The organism is Halobacteria archaeon AArc-dxtr1 (genome assembly GCA_025517425.1).
In the GTDB taxonomy this organism is placed as follows: domain Archaea; phylum Halobacteriota; class Halobacteria; order Halobacteriales; family Natrialbaceae; genus Halostagnicola.
This window is the reverse complement of record JAOPJY010000002.1, coordinates 297,026-313,729: the sequence shown is the minus strand read 5'-3', so window position 1 is coordinate 313,729 and position 16,704 is coordinate 297,026. Positions and strand designations below refer to the sequence as shown.

Below are 16,704 nucleotides of genomic sequence, written 5' to 3'. Positions count from 1 at the left end.
TCAAAGCGTTCACTACGCCATGTGCGGGCGAAACTCGCTGTTCCTTCCGAAAGCCGACCTCGAGGATCGATTCGACGCCCGTGTCGTCGACGACTACGAGCCCCGGTACAACATCGCGCCCCGCCAGCCCCAGCCTGTGATCGCGAACGAGGCGCCCGGGGAGATCACACAGTTTCGCTGGGGACTCACGCCGGCGTGGATGGCCGACCCAAGCGAGGAGTACATCAACGCTCGTTCCGAGACGGCGCTCGAAAAGCCCGCGTTCAGACGCGCCTGGAAGAGACGGCCCTGTCTCGTCCTCTCGACCGGTTTCTACGAGTGGAAGGGACCGGATGGCGGCCCGAAACAACCGTACAGGATCTACCGTGAGGACGATCCTGCGTTCGCCATGGCAGGGCTGTGGGAGGGACAGGAGACGGACGACGGAAACGGGATGTGCTCGACCGTCACGATCCTGACGACCGAACCGAACGACGCAATCTCTCCCATCCACCATCGGATGCCGGTCGTCCTTCCCCGCGACGAAGAGCGAACGTGGCTGACGGCCGGTTCCGCGGAGCGTCGGGAGCTGTGTCGGCCGTATCCGGGCGACGATCTCGACGCGTATCCGATCTCGACCCGGGTCAACAATCCGCAAAACGACGACGCCCGGTTGATCGAGCCGCTGGGAAGCGAGCAGTCGGCCCTGGGAGAGTTCGTCTGAGGAGGCGGTTTCCGGCTCGCAGCGCCCGAACTCAGCTTTCACGATCCGTCTCACAACGGGTGTTGTGAGTCGTCGCATCGACGGCAACTCGACTCACACCGCCTTGCCGCGAGGTGGCTCGTATTTCCGTCTCGGTCGCCTACTCGGCCCCATGTCGAACGACCAGCCCCCGTCCGCGATCGAGACCGAGGGGCTCGAACTGGTGTACGGAGACGGCACTCGGGCGGTCGACGGCGTTGATCTGACGGTTTCCCGCGGGGAATTCTTCGGATTCCTCGGCCCGAACGGTGCCGGAAAGACGACGACGATCAAGGTCCTCGCGACGCTGCTCTCGCCGACCGCCGGCGACGTGCGAGTGAACGGCTTCGACGTTCGATCTGAGTCGCGGGCAGTCCGCGAGTCGATCGGCTATATGGCCCAGGAAACCAGCGTCGATCCGGAGCTCACCGCCGAAGAGAACATTCGCTTCGCCTGTGAGGCCTACGGCGTCCCGCGAGGCGAGCGCGACGAGCGAACCGCCGAACTACTCGACCTCGTCGACCTCGCCGATGTCGCGGACAAGCGTTCAGAGGAGTTCTCCGGCGGGATGCGCAAGCGACTCGACGCCGCCACCGCGCTCGTCCACCGGCCGCCGCTGGTGTTTCTGGACGAGCCGACGACCGGCCTCGACCCGTCGGCGCGAAACCGCCTCTGGGAGTACTTCCGGCGGATCAACGAGCAGGGGACGACGATCCTTCTCACGACGCAGTACCTGGCGGAAGCCGACGCCCTCTGTGAGCGTCTCGCGGTGATCTTAGACGGCGGGATCGTCGCCGACGGCTCCCCGGCCGACCTGAAGCGTCAGGTCGGTGGCGACGTCCTCGATATCGAGATCGGCGACGGAGCAGACGCCCGGTCCCGCGCGGCGGCGATCGCCCGCGAGTTCGACGCGTTCGCCGCCGCCAGCGTCGAGGAGACCGACGACGGCATCAGCGTCACCGCCGAGACAGCCCGCGAGTCCGGGACGGACCTGCTCGTCGCGCTGCGTGACGCGGATATCACTGTCACCGGCTTCAACGTCCGCGCGCCGACGCTCGACGACGTCTTCCTCGCGATCACCGGCGAGCGCGTCGACGCCGAGGACGCCGACCTCGCGGAGGTGTCGCCGTGAGCCCCCAGACCGCCGAGTCGGACGTTGCCCGAACCGCGAATACGTTCGCCGGCGATGCCTGGGTCAACTTCAAGCGCTGGAACCTCAAAGCCGTCCGCAACCCGTTCGTGTTGCTCGTCTCGCTCGCCCAGCCCGTCATCTTCCTCGTGCTGTTTACGGAGGTGTTCGGCAACGTCGCCGGCGGCGCCGTCAGCCAGGACCTACCGGGCGTCGACTACACGACGTTTCTCGTACCGGCGATCGCGATCCAGGTCGCGCTGGCCTCGGCGGTCACCTCCGGGATCGGACTCGTCAACGACATCGAGAACGGCATGTTCGAGAAGGTGCTCGTCTCGCCGATGGATCGGACGGCCGTCTTCGTCGGGAAGACCGCCGCCGAGGTGTTCCGGATCGCGATCCAGGTCGTCATCATCCTCGGACTCGGCGTCCTGCTCGGCGCAGAGATCGCGACCGGGCTCGTCGGCGTCGTAGCCATCGTCGCGATCGCGATCCTCTTTTCGATCTGGTTCATCGCGTTCTCGAACGTCCTCGCGGTCGTAACCAGAGACCAGGAGTCGACGATCATCGGCGCCAACCTGCTGCAGTTCCCCCTCCTCTTTCTCTCGAGTGCGTTTCTACCGCTTGACGTCCTCCCGACCTGGATCCAGCGCTTCGCTGCGATTAACCCCGTCACCTACGGCGTCGACGCGTCGCGAGCGATGATGGTCGACGAGGACGTGATGACCGTCCTCGACGTGACCGCCTTCGACGGCGTGCTCAACACTGTCGTCCCCGCTGTCGCCGTGTTAGCCGCGATCGGTGCGGCGTTCGGCGCGGTGGCTGTCCACCTGCTCTCGAAGGCGACGAGTTCGGCCGTTCGCTAATCGAGCCATCTCATCTCATCAGAACGAACCGCTTTTCACCGCCATTTCCCGAGTCACTGCATGGAGAAGCTCATCGAGTCGTTAGACGACGCACCGATCGTCGACAAGGACGGGTACGAGTACCTCGTCCACCCGATCAGCAACGGCGTCCCGATGTTAGACGCCGAACTGTTACGGGAGGTCGTCGTCGAGGTCATGCAAACCGCCGATCTGAACGTCGACAAGATCGTCGCCCCCGAGGCGATGGGAATCCACCTGGCGACCGCACTCTCCTTACAGACAGACATCCCACTGGTCGTCATCCGCAAGCGCTCGTACGGTCTCGACGGCGAGGTTTCGCTCCACCAGCAGACCGGCTACTCTCAGTCAGAGATGTACATTAACGACGTTGAGGCGGGCGACCGCGTCGTCATCGTTGACGACATGCTCTCGACTGGCGGCACGCTCGCGGCCATCTGTGACGCCTTAGACGACATCGGCGCCGAGATCGTCGACGTCGTCGTCGTGATGCGAAAGGTGGGCGAGTCGGCACTCGACGACACGAAGTTCGAGGCGACGAGCCTCCTCGATATCTCGGTCGAAGACGGCGAGGTTACGGTCCACTGACCGTCGGCTCTCGCCCAGGGGTGTATCCACGAACGTGGACATTTTTGCTATGTTTGGGTGGAGATATGAGCGTACTTGCGAAACTTTTTGTGGACCGATTCGCAACCTGGCGGTCATACAATGTCGAACGACGCGGACGGACGGATGGATCTCGAATACGAACTCGACGACAGACCGCCCCTACCGAAGTCGGTGCTGCTGGCGATCCAACACGTCGCGGTGATGATCGTGCCGGCGACGGCGGTGGCGTACGTCGTCGCCGGCGACGTCGGGCTCTCGGGGCCTGACCTCACCTACATCGTCCAGATGGTGTTGCTGTTCTCGGGTATCGCCACCGTCGTTCAGGCCTATACCATCGGACCGATCGGCGCGAAGCTCCCCCTCGTGATGGGGACGAGCTTCACGTTCGTCGGCGCGATCATCTCGATTGGCATCGACTTCGGGATGGCTGCGGTCTTCGGCGCGATCCTGGTGACCGGATTTCTCGTCGAGGGCGTCATCGGCTGGCAGTTCGAACGCATCAAACCCTTCTTCCCGCCGCTCGTCACTGGCCTCGTTGTCGTCATCATCGGCCTCTACCTCATCCCAGTCGGAATGGAGTACGCCGCTGGCGGCGTCGGCGAGCCCGACTTCGGCGCCACCCACAACGTCGGACTGGCCGCCCTCGTCCTCGGCGTCGCCATCGCGCTCAACCTCTTTACCCGCGGATCCACCCGGCTGCTGAGCGTCCTCGCAGCCATCGCCGTCGGCTACGCCGCCGCCATCGCGCTCGACTTCGGGTTCGGGGTCGACGTCGTCGACTTCTCGCCGATCGGCGAGGCTGCCTGGTTCGCGATCCCCGAGCCGACGCGCTTTGGCGTCGAGTTCGAGCCGATCGCGATCGTTACCTTCGCCTTCCTCTTTCTGGTCTCCGCGATGGAGACCGTCGGCGACATGTCCGGCGTCACGGCCGCCGAGGGGCGTTCTCCCGACGAGAAGGAGGTCCGAGGCGGCCTCTTCACCGACGGCTTCGCCAGTTCGCTCGGCTCGATCTTCGCGGCCTTCCCCGTGACCTCGTTCTCCCAGAACGTCGGGATCGTCAGCTTCACTGGCGTGATGAGCCGTCACGTCGTCGCGATCGCCGGCGGCATCCTCGCTCTGCTGGGGCTGAGCCCGGTCGTCGGCGCGCTCGTGACGACGATCCCGAGTGCGGTCTTCGGCGGCGCGGTCATCCTGATGGCCGGGATGGTCGCCGCCAGCGGCGTCCGGCTGATCGTCCTCCACACCGACTTCGACCGGCGGAACATGGTCATCGTCGCGACCTCCCTCGGCCTCGGTCTCGGTATCGCGACCACGCCCGAAGCGATTCAAGGGCTGCCGAGCGCGGCCGAGACGTTCTTCGGCGAGCCGGTGATCCTCACGGCGCTATCGGCGCTCATCCTCAACACGTTCGTCCCCGGTGAGCAGAGCCCACTGTTCGACGCGCCCGGCACTGATTCGACGGAGACGGCGGCGCCGACGCCGAGCGACGACTGAGCCGCCTGGGACTCGTCGATCGCTTGCGTACCGAACGCTCTCCGGTGGCGCTTTCGCGGCCGAACCGTCCGGTTCCGCGCTTCTACTGTCGGCGTAAAATTCGGCCTGTTACCCGTCTATCAGCTCGCGCCCGACCCGACCTGCTCTCCAGCGTACTTCCCGATCAGCCCGAGGGTCGCGATCCCCATCACGACGGCAAAGATCACGACGCCAGCCGAGCTAAACTCACTCGTCGCGGCCGGCGCCTCTTCGCGGACGAAGTCGGCGGCGAGTACCGTCGTCACGACGATGAGGACGATCGCGGCGAGGTTCGCAAGCCAGGAGTTCGTCTCCGGCACTGTCTTCGAATCGTTGAGCAAGTAGAGCACAATGACGAGTGCGAACGGAGTTCCGACGAGTCCGAACGCGAGCATCAGCGTCAGCAGCGGGAAGAATCCGCCCTCGAGGAACGCGCCGAGGGCGCCGATCAGCGCGACGGCGACGACGGCAGCGCGAAACCGCGAGTCAGAGACGTCTTGCTCCCAGTCGAGTTTGTCGGCGATCAGGTACGGCGGGACGACGGTGTTTGCGCCGAGCGTCGAAATCGCGGCGCCCCACAGTCCGATCATGAAGATCGCGGCGGCGTACTCGCCGGCCAGTGGGCCGAGCGCGTCGGCGGCGGCGAGAGCGTCGAGTTCCGCGCCGGAGATCTCGGGAGTGTGCAACACACTGGCGGCGACGATGAACGTCGCGACGCTGAAGAGGCCGAACGCGACGAGCATCGAGCTACCGACGTCGAACAGCCCGAGGTCGTACTCCTTGCGGGTCCAGCCGCGGGCCCGCATCGTGTACGTCTGCATCGTGATGAGCGTGATGTGGACGGCACCGCCGAGCACGCCTGCGATAATCAACGCGGCACCGGCGTCGGTCGGAATTGACGGCGCGAGCCCCGAGACCGCAGCCGTTCCGTCGGTTGGGACGATGAACGCAGAAGCGATGAAGGCGATGACCACCGCCGAGACGATGAGCTTCGCGCCGAGCTCGGCGATGTAGTAGCCGCCCCCGGCCAGCCCGACCGCGAGGGCGAGCGCCCACAGGACGCCCCAGATTCGCGCGTCGATCCCAGTGGCCATCGCGCTGACGTCGGCGACCGTTTTCATGATCACGATCTGGGCGAGTCCCGAGGCGAGTACCGTATCGATCACCAGCACCCACGCCCAGAACGTGCCCAGACGCTCCTCGACGGTGGCGACGATTCCCTGTTCGGTGAGCAGTCCCAGGCGCATCGAGAGGTACTGCGCGGTCGCGCCCAGCACCGCTGCGAGGATGACGACCCACAGCATGTCGTAGCCGAACACCGCGCCGGCAGTGATCACCGCAGCCATCGTCGCCGGTCCCGCGGCGATCGCGCCCGCGAGCCAGGTCGGTCCAAGCTTCGAGAAGTATCTCCTCACGCCGATGTGTTCCGTCTCTGTCCGCTCAACCGCTACGTCGGTCATTGACTGCTCTATCGAGTACGCACTGAAAAAGGATTCTACTCGGTTGTACTACCGGGATGTTAGATGATTATGCTGTTGTACCACTCGGAACGCTTCCGTAACCGTTACCGCGTGCTACCACCCAGGTATCCCTATGCAGCTCTCAGACAGCCAGTTCGAGCAGTACCAGACGGACGGCTACGTCGTCGTCGAGGACGCGCTTTCACCCGACCAGATCGAGCGCGTGACGGAGCGACTCCGGGAGTATACCCACGGTGACCGCGACCCCGCCGGCTTCGACAGCCAGCTCGAACCCCGCGTCGAGCGCGGTGAACTCGAGGTCGAGGAGGAAGGCGACGCCGTCCGCAAGTTCGAGGGCCTTGGAATGGTCGAGGAGGACGACGTCTTCCGCGAGGTTGCAGACAACGAGACGATCGTCTCTGTCGCCCAGCAGCTTCTGGGCCCGAACCTGAAACTGCTCCGGAGCGCGGCGATGTTCAAACCGCCCGAAATCGGCAGCGAGAAGGGCTTCCACCAGGACGCGGCCTACTACCCGATCCACCCGATGGACCACGTCACGGTCTGGATCGCCCTCGACGACGCGACGCCGGAAAACGGCTGCATGAACGTCGTCCCCGGCGCGCACAAAGACGGGATCCTCGGCCACGAGGCCGTCGAGTACGACACCGACATCGTGATCGGCGAGCGCGACTACGACGCCGACGACGCCGTCGCGGTTCCGATGGAGGCCGGGAGCGTCCTCTTCCAGCACTGCCTGACGCCCCACTACACCGCGCCGAACACCTCCGAACACTGGCGGCGCGCGCTCATCATGGCCTACATGCGTTCGCGTTCGCGCTTTACCAAGTCCGACGAGGAACTCCCCGGCTGGGTGGACTCCGTTCACATCACGGGCGAGGAGTTCCCGGGTTGCGTTTGAAGACTGTTCGCACGCACCACGAAGTTGCGGAGAAATATGCCGCTTTCACCCCGGTATGGCTCGGCTTGAACCCCTTCTCGCCAACCGTGACCATCTTCTCGTAGAGCTTGAACGATATTCGTGTGTGACTGACTGTCTTTCTGGCACGACAATACAAAGTGGGTGGGTGTTCTACGTATATCCGTAGATCACGGGCCCCGGCAACTGTCGGAGAACACCCGCTACGTCCACACACCCATGATAAGTAGACGCAACACGCTGGTCGGAATTGGATCGCTCGTCGCCGGTGGCGGTGCCGTGCTCGCAACTGGTGCGTTCAGCACCGTCGAAGCCGAACGAAGCGTAAACATCGAAACCGCGGGAGACGGAAGCGCGCTCCTCCAAATCGTCGCGAACGATGGGGACTTCGACGGCGTTGATGACACTGGTGGCGACACCGTTGAACTCAGTTTCAATAGCATCAACATTGAGGCGACCACTGGATTCGACGATCTCCTGACTGTCACGAACAACGGCGATCAGGACGTCGACCTACACGTCGAAAACAGCGACGGCGAAGATACCCTCTCTGATGGTGAGGTAACTTTGAACTTCGAAAATGACAACAGTTCAGTCCATGGGGGCGGCAATTCGGTCGAAGTCATTTCAGGCGGATCGGTCGAGCTCTCGCTAGATCTTGTGGTTGGTGATGCTTCGGATGAGGAAGACTTCAACATCGACGTCACGTTCGTCGCAAACGCCCAGGAAGAATAACGTAATTGCTTCCCATGAGTTCGATCGGAACCCACAAGAGCCCCGGTTCCGACGAACGTAATCGATGGATCTCCGTCTCCAATGGGCTTCGAGCGATTGCGTTACTTTCTCTTGCTCTTGCTCTTCTCCTCGTGTTCGCCTCCGCGGGCGCACAAGCCCAAGACGGCCATTCCGAGACCGCCGACATCTCGATCGAGGCCACAGACGAGTCGTACGCGAGCGTCACTGACGGCGAGATCGAGTTCCATTTCGAGGGGCTCAACCAGGACGCGACCACGACCATCGACGACGTCTTTTCGATCGAGGTAACCGGTGACCAGCCGAGAACAGTCTGGTTCGACGAACCGTCCGGCGTCACGTTTTACGAAGGTGACGACCGAACGGCGACAATAGACGGGGATAACCCGCTTAGGATCGCCGCTGGCCAATCAGCCTCGATCGGTGCCGAAGTCGACACGCGCGAAACCACCGACGATGAGCCGACGGTGACCATCTACACCAACGTCGATGATGGGCTTTCATCGAACGTCCGAATGACCTACGCAGGTGTCGACGTCGGTCTGGAACCTGGCGCACAAGCTACCGGCGGACCAGACGCTACTGGCGATGAGGGGTCCGAAACTGACGGTCAATTCACCGTCCAATCCGGTGTCGAATTCGACGTCGTTGGAACGTTCCAGTACGAGCTGATCGAAGAAGAGAGTGAGTCGGCACCCTCGTTCCTTTCGAACGACGCAGGAACCGCGTCCGGATTTGCCTCGTCGCCGGCCGACTCACCAGTTACTCCGCTGTCGAATGGGGAGAGTGAGACGTTCATCGCCGAACTCTCTATCGACGGGATCGTTCGGGATACGACGCGTATCACTCTCGAACCGGGTGGTGAGCGGGAGGTGCGGTTCAGCACTTCGATCGACGAACCTGGAACGTACGACGTCACGGTCAACGGCCACCACGCCGGAAGCGTCACCGTCGAAGAGACGAACGAGATATTCACAATAAATAATATGAGCTTTACCCAGGATCACGGACTTCTCGCGATTCCGTTGTTTGGTACTCTTCTCGTACTCGTTACTCCGCCCGGTAGGCGCGCAAGCAGAGAACTGTTATCCATGGTCTCAAATCGCATCACCTCTGAGATTCCGTCCCGAAATCGACGGCACAAGTAGCTCTGTCGCCCGACGTAGGCCGTCGGACGTCAACTAGGTAGTGACTGTTCCAGCGACGTTTTCTTGACCCCTAACGTCAACTTCGCCGCTCGTGTCGATATCGAGGTTGCCGCCAATACTCCCTCCCTGTCTAAGATCGACCACGACATCGTCGTCACTCTCGATCGTGAGACTACCACCGATGGTGCCGCCGTTTTTCAGATCGAGACTGACCTCCCCACTCGTGACAATTTCGACGTTACCCCCGATCGTGCCGCCTTGCTTGAGGTCGAGACTGACCTCGTCGTCCGTCTGAATCGTGAGATTCTCCTCGATGTCACCGCTATTTTTCAGATCGAGACTGACCTCCCCACTCGTGACAATTTCGACGTTACCCCCGATCTGACTGCCTCGCTGTACGTCGAGTGTGACGTCGTCGTCCGTCTCGATCGTCAGATCGTTGTCGATGCGGCCGTTGTCTTTGAGGTCAACCACAACTTCGCCGCTGGTGACGATGTTTGTGTCGCCGTCGATCTGACCTCCTCGCCGCACGTCGAGTCTAACATCGTCGTCAGTTGTGATATCGAGGTTCCCCCCAATCTGGCCATTGTCTCTGAGATCGACTGCAACCTCGTCGCTTGTGACGATATTGAGTGATTCCTCGATCCGGCCACCGCTGGTGACATCGACGGATACCTCATCGTTGGAATCGATCTGTACGTCACACTCCTCGACGCTGCCATTGTCCCAGGACCGGTCGACCGATCCGTCTTCGTCGATGAGGTTCACGCAGCCCGTGGGTTCACACGTCACTGTGAGTGACCGCGTCGTCGTCAACGACGCGTTCTCACCGGCCACCGAAATCTCTACTTCGAGAGTCTCTGTACCCGCTTGCGAACATGAGAGTACGCCTGTGACGGTTCGCTCGGCGCCAGCTGCAATCTCTGCTGGCGTCTCGACACTGTCGATCTCGATGACCTCTCCAGCGAAGAGCGAAATATCAATCTCAGTGAGATTCTCGGAAAACCGGTTTTCAAGCGTGAGGAGGGCAACCTCGTCACCTTCTGCACCGGACACATCGTGGGGAACGATTCCCAATAGTGCATCGTCGTCGTCGGCCACTCCGACGCCGAGCGTTCGCGCCGCGTTCTGGACACTAAACGCGCCGGTGCTATGGAGGCCGGCGATTCCGGCGCCCCCGGCGATCAGCCCCAGGGCAGCGCGTCGGCTCAGCGTTCCCCCTTTGCTGCGCCGTCGCCGACTTCGTCCCATTTGTCTCTCACCCCGTTTAGTTAGTGTAATAGTAAGTCTTCCAGGCGTATGAGTCTTTGGCTTGTTTCTGGCTCACAGACCTAACAAGCCCTGAAAATCACGAATTCGACGGTGGAAGCTGCGTGGATTGACAGGGGAGGATCAGGATAGCTCGAATATCTCTCGGTAGAGACTCTCTGCCAACCCCTCGATATTTTTCTCCGCATCACCCACCGGCGTCGAATCGCGAATGCCGTTCCACTCGATGGAGAGCTGTGAAACCGGTGCGAGCGCGATTCCGCCGACCGTGACGGGGCCGTCAGGCGTGTGCAGCGTCCATTCGGTGCGGAGTCCGTCGGATGATCGCGTGACCGCTTCGATCGTTCCGCCGCGGGCGCTCCAGCGTGCAGCGAGTTCGTCGGTCAGCCGTCGGAGGCGGCGCTGGCCGAGTGCGTGGCCCGCGACGCCGACGACGGTGAGGACACCAAACGCAGCTGCGGCCATCGGAATGCCGCCGTAGGGGACGTTCAGTGACGCAGCGAGGGCGGCGGCAGCGACGACGAGTCCGACGATCCGGGCGTCGAAGGCGGTCGGGACGGTTCCAGACCAGGTGGCTTCTGCTTCGGGGGCAGCCTGCTCGAGTTGGGTCGACATGTCTGTCGACACTCGGCACGGCGGGTGGGTAGCGGTTGGGCTGTCCCAGTCGTCGTTTCAAGTCACTCCGGCGCTGGAAACCGGTCAGATGGCGTCTCGCGATCCCGTTCCACCTTGCCGTCGGGACCACAGGTTTACCCCTCGGTCGCCTACTACCCGTCGAACTATGACCGACGAGCCGGAGATCACTGCGACCCCACCGGACAGCCCCATCAACGTCACCGGAACCGATCACATCACCCTCATCGGGAGCAACGAGGAGGATACGATCGAGTACTACCGCGATCTGCTGGGGATGCCCCTCGTGTTGAAACAGCCGAACCTCGACGATCCAAACTCGACGCACCTCTTTTTCGATACGGGTGACGGGCGGATCATCACCTTCTTCGTCGGCGACCGGCCGACGAACGCGAACCCGCTTCGCCACCAGATCGGTTCGGTCCACCACCTCTCGTTCTCGATCGACCCCGAGGACTTCGTCGACACCCGCGAGGCCTTAGCCGAGGCCGGCTACGGCTCGAACGTTTTCGACCGGGGCATCTTCTTCTCGCTGTACACCCGCGATCCCAACGGCCTGACGATCGAACTCTCGACCGACAAGTACGACATTCCCGACGACCGTCGCGGCGAGGTCCTGGCGACCGCCCAGCGCCTCCGCGTCGAGGACGGCGCCGACTACGCGGAGGACGAGCACCTCGCGGCCGCCTTAGAGGAACTCGGCCTCGACGCCGAGCCGTACGACCTGCCCGACGCGCCGACGGGCGCGGGCGTCTGAGCTGGCTCGGCGTTGGCACGCTCCCGAAACTCTCTCGTCCCGGCTATCCGACCCGCGGTGCGACGAGTGGAGCAGACGTCGCCGTCGCCGGCTCGGTCTCCTCGATCACGTATCGCTGGCCGAGCATCGGATCGAGCAGACTGTCGACCCCAGCCCGGTCGTCCCGAAGGACGGGTGCATCGCCGGTGTCGGGACTCTCGATGTAGTTCTCGACAGCGTCTGCGAGGTCGATACTCAGCTCGCGGTCGGCGTTTCGCTCCGCGAGTTCGTCCTGGCTGAAGCCGGTTTCGTCGTTGGTCGCAACCAGCTGGATGTTCTGGACTGCGTTCGCATCCGAGGTGCGGAAGCTGTAGACGTCGGGGAAGACCTCGTCCATCGTCTCGTACTGGGCGTGGTAGAACTCCGAACCGGAACCCGAGGGCGCGCCGACGACGTTTGCGTGGAGCACGCCGTCGTCGGCCAGCCGATCCGAGACGAGTTCCATGAACTCGACGGTCGTCAGCTGGAAGGGGACCTGATCCTGCTTGTAGGCGTCGAGGATGATGAGGTCGTACTCCTCGTCTGCGCCGGCGAGGAACTGCCGACCGTCGTCTTCGTAAGCGGTCATGTTCTCACCCTGTTCGAGTTCGAAGTACTCCTCGGCGGCGTCGGTCACCTGGGGATCGATCTCGACGACGTCGACGTCGACGTCGTAGCGCTCGTGGAAGTCCTGCGGACCGACGTAGCCGCCCCCGCCGACGAACAACACGTTCTCTACCTCGTCTGGGTCGTCGACCGCGAGCATCGGCAGGTGGAAGTATTCGGTGTACTTGAAGACGTGGCGATCCGGATCCTCGAGATCGATCGCGCTGTGCTGGGCCCCATCCAGGTACATCGTTCGAACGTCCCCGTCGTCGACGATCTCGAGTTGCTGGTGGGCCGTCTGGGTCTCGTAGACGACGTCGCCGCGGTGATCGAAGGCGACCGGGCCCATTCCAGAGGAGACGACGAGCAGGGCGACGATCACGACGCTCGCGGCGACGGTTGGCTTCGGAAGCGAGGGGCTTACGAGCACCAGGGCAGTTGCGACTAACGCGAGCCCGAACAGCAGCCCGATCAGTTCGATCGTGAGACTCGGAATGAGCAGGAACGTCGTCGCCGCCGAGCCGACGATGCTGCCGATCGTCCCGAGCGCGTAGACGTGGCCCGAGGCCTCGCCGACCCCCGTCTTGGCCGAGAGCTCCGCAGCGTAGGGGCTAATGAACCCGAGCAGGTAGGTTGGCGGCCCGAACAGCAGGATGGTCGCCGGAAGCGCGGCGTACCGCGGCGACAGCGGCAGCGTCGACGTGTAAATGAGAAGCATGTCGCTCGCGTAGACGATGATCGCGACGTAGACTGCGGTCGCGAGTAAGATCCAGGACATCTCCCGGTTGGTCGCCTGCGCGGCGCGCTTGCCACCCTGCCAGTAGCCCAGGCTCAAGGCGGCGAGACAGACCGTTAGGATCCCGCCGACCGTGTAGATGTGGCTCCCGTACTGCGGGGCGACGATCCTGACTGCAAGGATCTCCAGCCCCATGCTGGTGATCCCGGAGACGAAGACCGCGAGTTCGGCTTTCGTCGGCTGATATGCCGTCGGCGACCGCACGTCCATTATCCGATCTGAGTCGATCCGTCGTTGAGTACCTGTTGGTCGCGGAGGTGGTCTGGTGACCTGCGCGTCGAATACGTCAGTCTGTACTGGACGTGCTCGTTCAGTACGCGTGCGTACTTAGCGACCCCCGATTCAGTTTTAAAGGTGAATCAAGAACTCTCGGAAATTACTGCTAATGATGGTGGCGGAGGGTTACATCTGTGGGCGTGTTTTCAGTATAGTCAATAATAATTCCAAACGCCAAGTAAGTCTGCACGTCATTGGGTTCGTCGGGCCTGTCAGTCGAACAGGCGTGTACTCGGAGCAGACTTGGGTTGTCAGAGTCCCGCTCAACCCCCAATATGTGGTGTGAACCCCAATCCCCACGCAATGGCCGTTCAACTATTACAGCACACTGTGTGTCAAAGTCGATCTCTGCTAGATTCTGTCTGGTCTCCCTTTCCTCGACTTCAACGTCATTAGGGGTAGTGAGAAGTCGTACTTCGTCTTCTGCCTCAGACGCGCTGAAGTCAAACTCTTCATATTCCATCGGAGACTCGATGTCAGGGTCAGGGCACCTCGATGAGCCAGCGCATCCCATGAAAGGAACTGTAAGGGTGGTGCCAGACGAAGCAAGGAACACGCGCCGTTTCATTTCTCACCCCTATAATGTTGACAGGTAAATATTTGCCCCAATTCAAGTCCCATTAGAATGTAAATGGATGTGGTATAGTGGGTGAAATAAAGGCGCGCAGAAATCGTGTTAATCGGAACCTCTGGTATCAGCACGCTGTTCGTGACAACTATCAACGAATTTGATTGCTGTTCCGCTACCTAGTTTACCTGACTCGAGCAGTTCAGACTCCGCGTCACGTTCTACGACGATCAGTTCGTCGTGATCACTTCGATGACGTCCCGGGGCTCGACCTCGTAGTTCTTGCCGAGCTGGCGGTTCGTCCGGCAGTCGATCGCGTGGAGGAAGCCGTCGCCGATATCGGAGTGGAGACTGTAGGCGAAGTCCTCCGCGGTCGACTCCGGCGGGATCAGGTAGCAGTCGGGCAGCACCTCCCCGCGCTCGTTGCCCAGGCCGTTTGCGCCGCCGGGGAAGACGGGGACGACGCCGAGGACGTCGAACAGTGCCGTCTCCAGGGCGGCCTGGACCCCAGACGCGCCGTACTCGTCGAGGAAGTCCCGAATCTGTTCGAGTCCCTTCTCCTGCTCTGCCGAGATGTCGCCGACGATTTCGAAGTCGTCGTCACCGGGCCGGTAGTCGACGACACCGCCCTCGTCGGCCGTTTTGAGTGCCTTCTCGGCGTGGGCGCTACAGGGGACGATCGTGAGGTGCTCGTAGTCGGGATCGACAGCGATCTCCTCGAAGTTCTCCGCCGCCTCGGGCGTGTCCATCTTGTTCGCTGCGATCACCATCGGCTTGGTCTCCCGCCGGATCTCCCGGGCGAGTTCGAGCTTGTCGGTCTCGTCCCACTCCTCGGGATCGAAGCCGACGCCGGTTCGGCGGATCAGGAGCTTGATCTCGTCTTCGGTCGTCTTGAACGCGCTCATCTGCTCGGCTAGCTCCGCTTCGATCGCGTCGTCTTCGGTCGTGTAGCCCGATTCGTAGCGGTTGATCCCCTTCTTGAGCACCTCGAGGTACCACTGATCGAGTTCCGTCTCGAGGAAGTCGATATCCTCGCGCGGGTCGTGGCCCTCCGTGGGCTCGCCCTCGCTGTCGGTCTGGCCAGAGAAGTCGACGACGTGGATCAACACGTCGGTCTCGTTCAAGTCGGTCAGGAACTGGTTGCCCAGTCCTTTCCCCTCGTGGGCGCCGGGGATCAGCCCGGCCACGTCGACGAGCTTCGTCGGGACGAAGCGGACGTCACCCTCGAGGTAGCCCACGCTCGGCGTCGACACCTCGTCGAACTCGGGGGCGGCGTCCTCGACGCGGACGTAGGCCTCGCCGACGCTGGGATCGATCGTGGTGAACGGATACGCCCCCTCGGGGACGTCGTTCATCGTCGCGGCGTTGAAAAACGAGGACTTGCCGACAGAGGGTTTGCCGACGAGTCCGATTCGGTAGTTCATTAGGGATACCTGACACGGCGAGGGGTAAACGGGTTTCTCTCTGTCCCTGCCGTGGGCTGGGAACACATGACGTCCGCGTCCAGCTACTAACTGTGCCGCCTCAGATCATCGCTCGCCAGCTCCAGCCGGCGATCAGCAAGACCGCGAGCGCGAGGGCGCCGACGACGATCCACTGCCCGCCTTCGGTATCGGCGAGCGGGGCGCCCACGTCGACTAGTCCGGTCCACTGCATCATCACGACTGCGAGCAACAACAGTGTGAGGATGGAGACAACGGCGACCGCGAGCCAGTTGCGGACCATCCACGTCCCCTCATCCCGCGCCTCCTCGGCGTCCGTGGTAGGGGTGTCAGTTGGTCGATCGTCCGGCTGTGACATACCACGTACTCGGCTCGACTGACGGGAAACGCCTCGCCCTGCAGTTTCCGGCCGTCGGGAGATCTCGCTCGGTTCCGGTGTGGACGACGCCTCGCTATCGGTCGTCGAGCCGCCGGAGTCGCCCCCTCACGAACGGCGCCGCCGGGAAGACGCCGACGTCGACGCGCGCTATCTCCACAACCCCGAACGATTCGTGGCCCACGAACCGCCCTACGGTGTCCCGAGTGAGCTGACAGCCGCCCGCAGCGCGCTTCCAGAGTGGGTTGGCCAGACGCTGTCCGCGCCCGCGCCAGCCGTCCGCCCGGACATGCTCGAGAAACCGGAACTCGCCGCCCGGTGCCAGCACGCGGGCGACCTCCTCGAGCGCGCGGTCCGGCTGGGCGACCGTACAGAAGACCATCCCCGACAGCACCGCGTCGAACGCGTCGTCGGGATACGGCAGCGACTCGGCACGCGCGTCCCGCAGGTCGACCGAAAGCCCCGCTTTCGCCGCCGCACGTTCGGCTCGCCGGCGCATGTGCACATCGGGCTCGATCGCGTGGACCTCGATCCCCCGCCCCTCGGAATCTGCCTGTTCGACTGCGTCAGTCAGATACGGCCACATCGAGCCGGTCCCCGCGCCCAGGTCGAGTACTCGCCCCGAGAGATCCCGAGACAGGTACTCGCGGTGGGACGCCAGTAACCATTCCATTGGGACCATGGCGTCGTACAGCGCCGCGAACCACGGGTGAGAGATCGCGTCGAGGTCGGCATCCGAACGCTCGGTTTCGGCCGTCCGGTCGCTCATGAGTGGACGATTCGGCCGGAAGGAGGGTAACTGTTGTCCCA

Annotated in this window: 16 protein-coding genes; 9 read left to right on the top strand and 7 right to left on the bottom strand. The window is 62.8% G+C overall.

Annotation, left to right across the window (positions count from 1 at the left end):
* Positions 1 to 19: 19 nt before the first annotated feature.
* The 5 genes from OB905_10485 (at position 20) to OB905_10465 (ending at position 4,837) form a co-directional block, all read left to right on the top strand.
* Positions 20 to 703: an SOS response-associated peptidase gene (locus OB905_10485; protein ID MCU4926408.1), complete on the top strand. Its 684-nt coding sequence runs from the start codon at positions 20 to 22 to the stop codon at positions 701 to 703.
* A 151-nt stretch (positions 704 to 854) separates the two neighbouring features.
* Positions 855 to 1,853 carry an ATP-binding cassette domain-containing protein gene (locus OB905_10480; GenBank protein ID MCU4926407.1) on the top strand — a complete coding sequence of 333 codons (999 nt, stop codon included), beginning with the start codon at positions 855 to 857 and terminating at the stop codon, positions 1,851 to 1,853.
* Positions 1,850 to 2,716 (top strand): ABC transporter permease, encoded by an 867-nt coding sequence (locus tag OB905_10475; protein MCU4926406.1) that lies wholly within the window; start codon positions 1,850 to 1,852, stop codon positions 2,714 to 2,716. Before OB905_10480 ends, OB905_10475 begins: the two co-directional genes overlap by 4 nt.
* Before the next feature lie 60 nt (positions 2,717 to 2,776).
* On the top strand, positions 2,777 to 3,322 hold the full coding sequence (gene hpt / locus OB905_10470; protein ID MCU4926405.1) for a hypoxanthine/guanine phosphoribosyltransferase: 546 nt from the start codon (positions 2,777 to 2,779) through the stop codon (positions 3,320 to 3,322).
* A gap of 120 nt (positions 3,323 to 3,442) precedes the next feature.
* A complete protein-coding gene (locus OB905_10465; protein ID MCU4926404.1) occupies positions 3,443 to 4,837 on the top strand; it encodes a purine permease in 1,395 nt (464 codons plus the stop codon).
* A gap of 119 nt (positions 4,838 to 4,956) precedes the next feature.
* Here the strand turns inward: OB905_10465 and OB905_10460 are convergent, their stop codons facing one another.
* Positions 4,957 to 6,315 carry a divalent metal cation transporter gene (locus OB905_10460; GenBank protein MCU4926403.1) on the bottom strand — a complete coding sequence of 453 codons (1,359 nt, stop codon included), beginning with the start codon at positions 6,313 to 6,315 and terminating at the stop codon, positions 4,957 to 4,959.
* Between the two features lie 133 nt (positions 6,316 to 6,448).
* On the opposite strand from OB905_10460, the gene OB905_10455 reads away from it, so the two are divergent.
* The 3 genes from OB905_10455 (at position 6,449) to OB905_10445 (ending at position 9,153) form a co-directional block, all read left to right on the top strand.
* Positions 6,449 to 7,234, top strand: coding sequence for a phytanoyl-CoA dioxygenase family protein (locus OB905_10455; GenBank protein ID MCU4926402.1), 786 nt, complete (start codon positions 6,449 to 6,451; stop codon positions 7,232 to 7,234).
* A gap of 237 nt (positions 7,235 to 7,471) precedes the next feature.
* The gene (locus OB905_10450; protein MCU4926401.1) at positions 7,472 to 7,987 is read left to right on the top strand and encodes a hypothetical protein; all 516 of its coding nucleotides are present in this window, start codon (positions 7,472 to 7,474) and stop codon (positions 7,985 to 7,987) included.
* Positions 7,988 to 8,118: 131 nt separating this feature from the next.
* Positions 8,119 to 9,153: a hypothetical protein gene (locus OB905_10445; GenBank protein ID MCU4926400.1), complete on the top strand. Its 1,035-nt coding sequence runs from the start codon at positions 8,119 to 8,121 to the stop codon at positions 9,151 to 9,153.
* Between the two features lie 33 nt (positions 9,154 to 9,186).
* On the opposite strand, the gene OB905_10440 is transcribed toward OB905_10445, so the two are convergent.
* Both OB905_10440 and OB905_10435 read right to left on the bottom strand, forming a co-directional pair.
* Entirely contained in the window at positions 9,187 to 10,404 is a 1,218-nt protein-coding gene (locus tag OB905_10440) for a hypothetical protein (protein MCU4926399.1), read from the bottom strand.
* A 141-nt stretch (positions 10,405 to 10,545) separates the two neighbouring features.
* Positions 10,546 to 11,037, bottom strand: a complete 492-nt coding sequence (locus OB905_10435) for a hypothetical protein (GenBank protein MCU4926398.1) — start codon at positions 11,035 to 11,037, stop codon at positions 10,546 to 10,548.
* Between the two features lie 166 nt (positions 11,038 to 11,203).
* On the opposite strand from OB905_10435, the gene OB905_10430 reads away from it, so the two are divergent.
* A complete protein-coding gene (locus tag OB905_10430; GenBank protein MCU4926397.1) occupies positions 11,204 to 11,812 on the top strand; it encodes a VOC family protein in 609 nt (202 codons plus the stop codon).
* A 43-nt stretch (positions 11,813 to 11,855) separates the two neighbouring features.
* Here OB905_10430 and OB905_10425 read toward each other — a convergent pair whose 3' ends face one another.
* The 4 genes from OB905_10425 to OB905_10410 all read right to left on the bottom strand — a co-directional run bounded on the left by OB905_10425 (position 11,856) and on the right by OB905_10410 (position 16,663).
* The gene (locus tag OB905_10425; protein MCU4926396.1) at positions 11,856 to 13,442 is read right to left on the bottom strand and encodes a fused MFS/spermidine synthase; all 1,587 of its coding nucleotides are present in this window, start codon (positions 13,440 to 13,442) and stop codon (positions 11,856 to 11,858) included.
* 864 nt (positions 13,443 to 14,306) lie between these two features.
* Positions 14,307 to 15,500 carry a redox-regulated ATPase YchF gene (locus OB905_10420; GenBank protein MCU4926395.1) on the bottom strand — a complete coding sequence of 398 codons (1,194 nt, stop codon included), beginning with the start codon at positions 15,498 to 15,500 and terminating at the stop codon, positions 14,307 to 14,309.
* A gap of 100 nt (positions 15,501 to 15,600) precedes the next feature.
* Positions 15,601 to 15,876: a hypothetical protein gene (locus OB905_10415; GenBank protein ID MCU4926394.1), complete on the bottom strand. Its 276-nt coding sequence runs from the start codon at positions 15,874 to 15,876 to the stop codon at positions 15,601 to 15,603.
* A gap of 94 nt (positions 15,877 to 15,970) precedes the next feature.
* Entirely contained in the window at positions 15,971 to 16,663 is a 693-nt protein-coding gene (locus OB905_10410; GenBank protein MCU4926393.1) for a class I SAM-dependent methyltransferase, read from the bottom strand.
* Positions 16,664 to 16,704: the final 41 nt, after the last annotated feature.

What these genes read in the sequence shown, in the direction of transcription:
- OB905_10485 (MCU4926408.1), top strand. Translation starts at nt 20, where the DNA reads ATGTGCGGGCGAAACTCGCTGTTCCTTCCGAAAGCCGACCTCGAGGAT.
- OB905_10480 (MCU4926407.1), top strand. Translation starts at nt 855, where the DNA reads ATGTCGAACGACCAGCCCCCGTCCGCGATCGAGACCGAGGGGCTCGAA.
- hpt (MCU4926405.1), top strand. Translation starts at nt 2,777, where the DNA reads ATGGAGAAGCTCATCGAGTCGTTAGACGACGCACCGATCGTCGACAAG.
- OB905_10465 (MCU4926404.1), top strand. Translation starts at nt 3,443, where the DNA reads ATGTCGAACGACGCGGACGGACGGATGGATCTCGAATACGAACTCGAC.
- OB905_10460 (MCU4926403.1), bottom strand. Translation starts at nt 6,315, where the DNA reads ATGACCGACGTAGCGGTTGAGCGGACAGAGACGGAACACATCGGCGTG.
- OB905_10455 (MCU4926402.1), top strand. Translation starts at nt 6,449, where the DNA reads ATGCAGCTCTCAGACAGCCAGTTCGAGCAGTACCAGACGGACGGCTAC.
- OB905_10450 (MCU4926401.1), top strand. Translation starts at nt 7,472, where the DNA reads ATGATAAGTAGACGCAACACGCTGGTCGGAATTGGATCGCTCGTCGCC.
- OB905_10440 (MCU4926399.1), bottom strand. Translation starts at nt 10,404, where the DNA reads ATGGGACGAAGTCGGCGACGGCGCAGCAAAGGGGGAACGCTGAGCCGA.
- OB905_10435 (MCU4926398.1), bottom strand. Translation starts at nt 11,037, where the DNA reads ATGTCGACCCAACTCGAGCAGGCTGCCCCCGAAGCAGAAGCCACCTGG.
- OB905_10430 (MCU4926397.1), top strand. Translation starts at nt 11,204, where the DNA reads ATGACCGACGAGCCGGAGATCACTGCGACCCCACCGGACAGCCCCATC.
- OB905_10425 (MCU4926396.1), bottom strand. Translation starts at nt 13,442, where the DNA reads ATGGACGTGCGGTCGCCGACGGCATATCAGCCGACGAAAGCCGAACTC.
- OB905_10420 (MCU4926395.1), bottom strand. Translation starts at nt 15,500, where the DNA reads ATGAACTACCGAATCGGACTCGTCGGCAAACCCTCTGTCGGCAAGTCC.
- OB905_10415 (MCU4926394.1), bottom strand. Translation starts at nt 15,876, where the DNA reads ATGTCACAGCCGGACGATCGACCAACTGACACCCCTACCACGGACGCC.
- OB905_10410 (MCU4926393.1), bottom strand. Translation starts at nt 16,663, where the DNA reads ATGAGCGACCGGACGGCCGAAACCGAGCGTTCGGATGCCGACCTCGAC.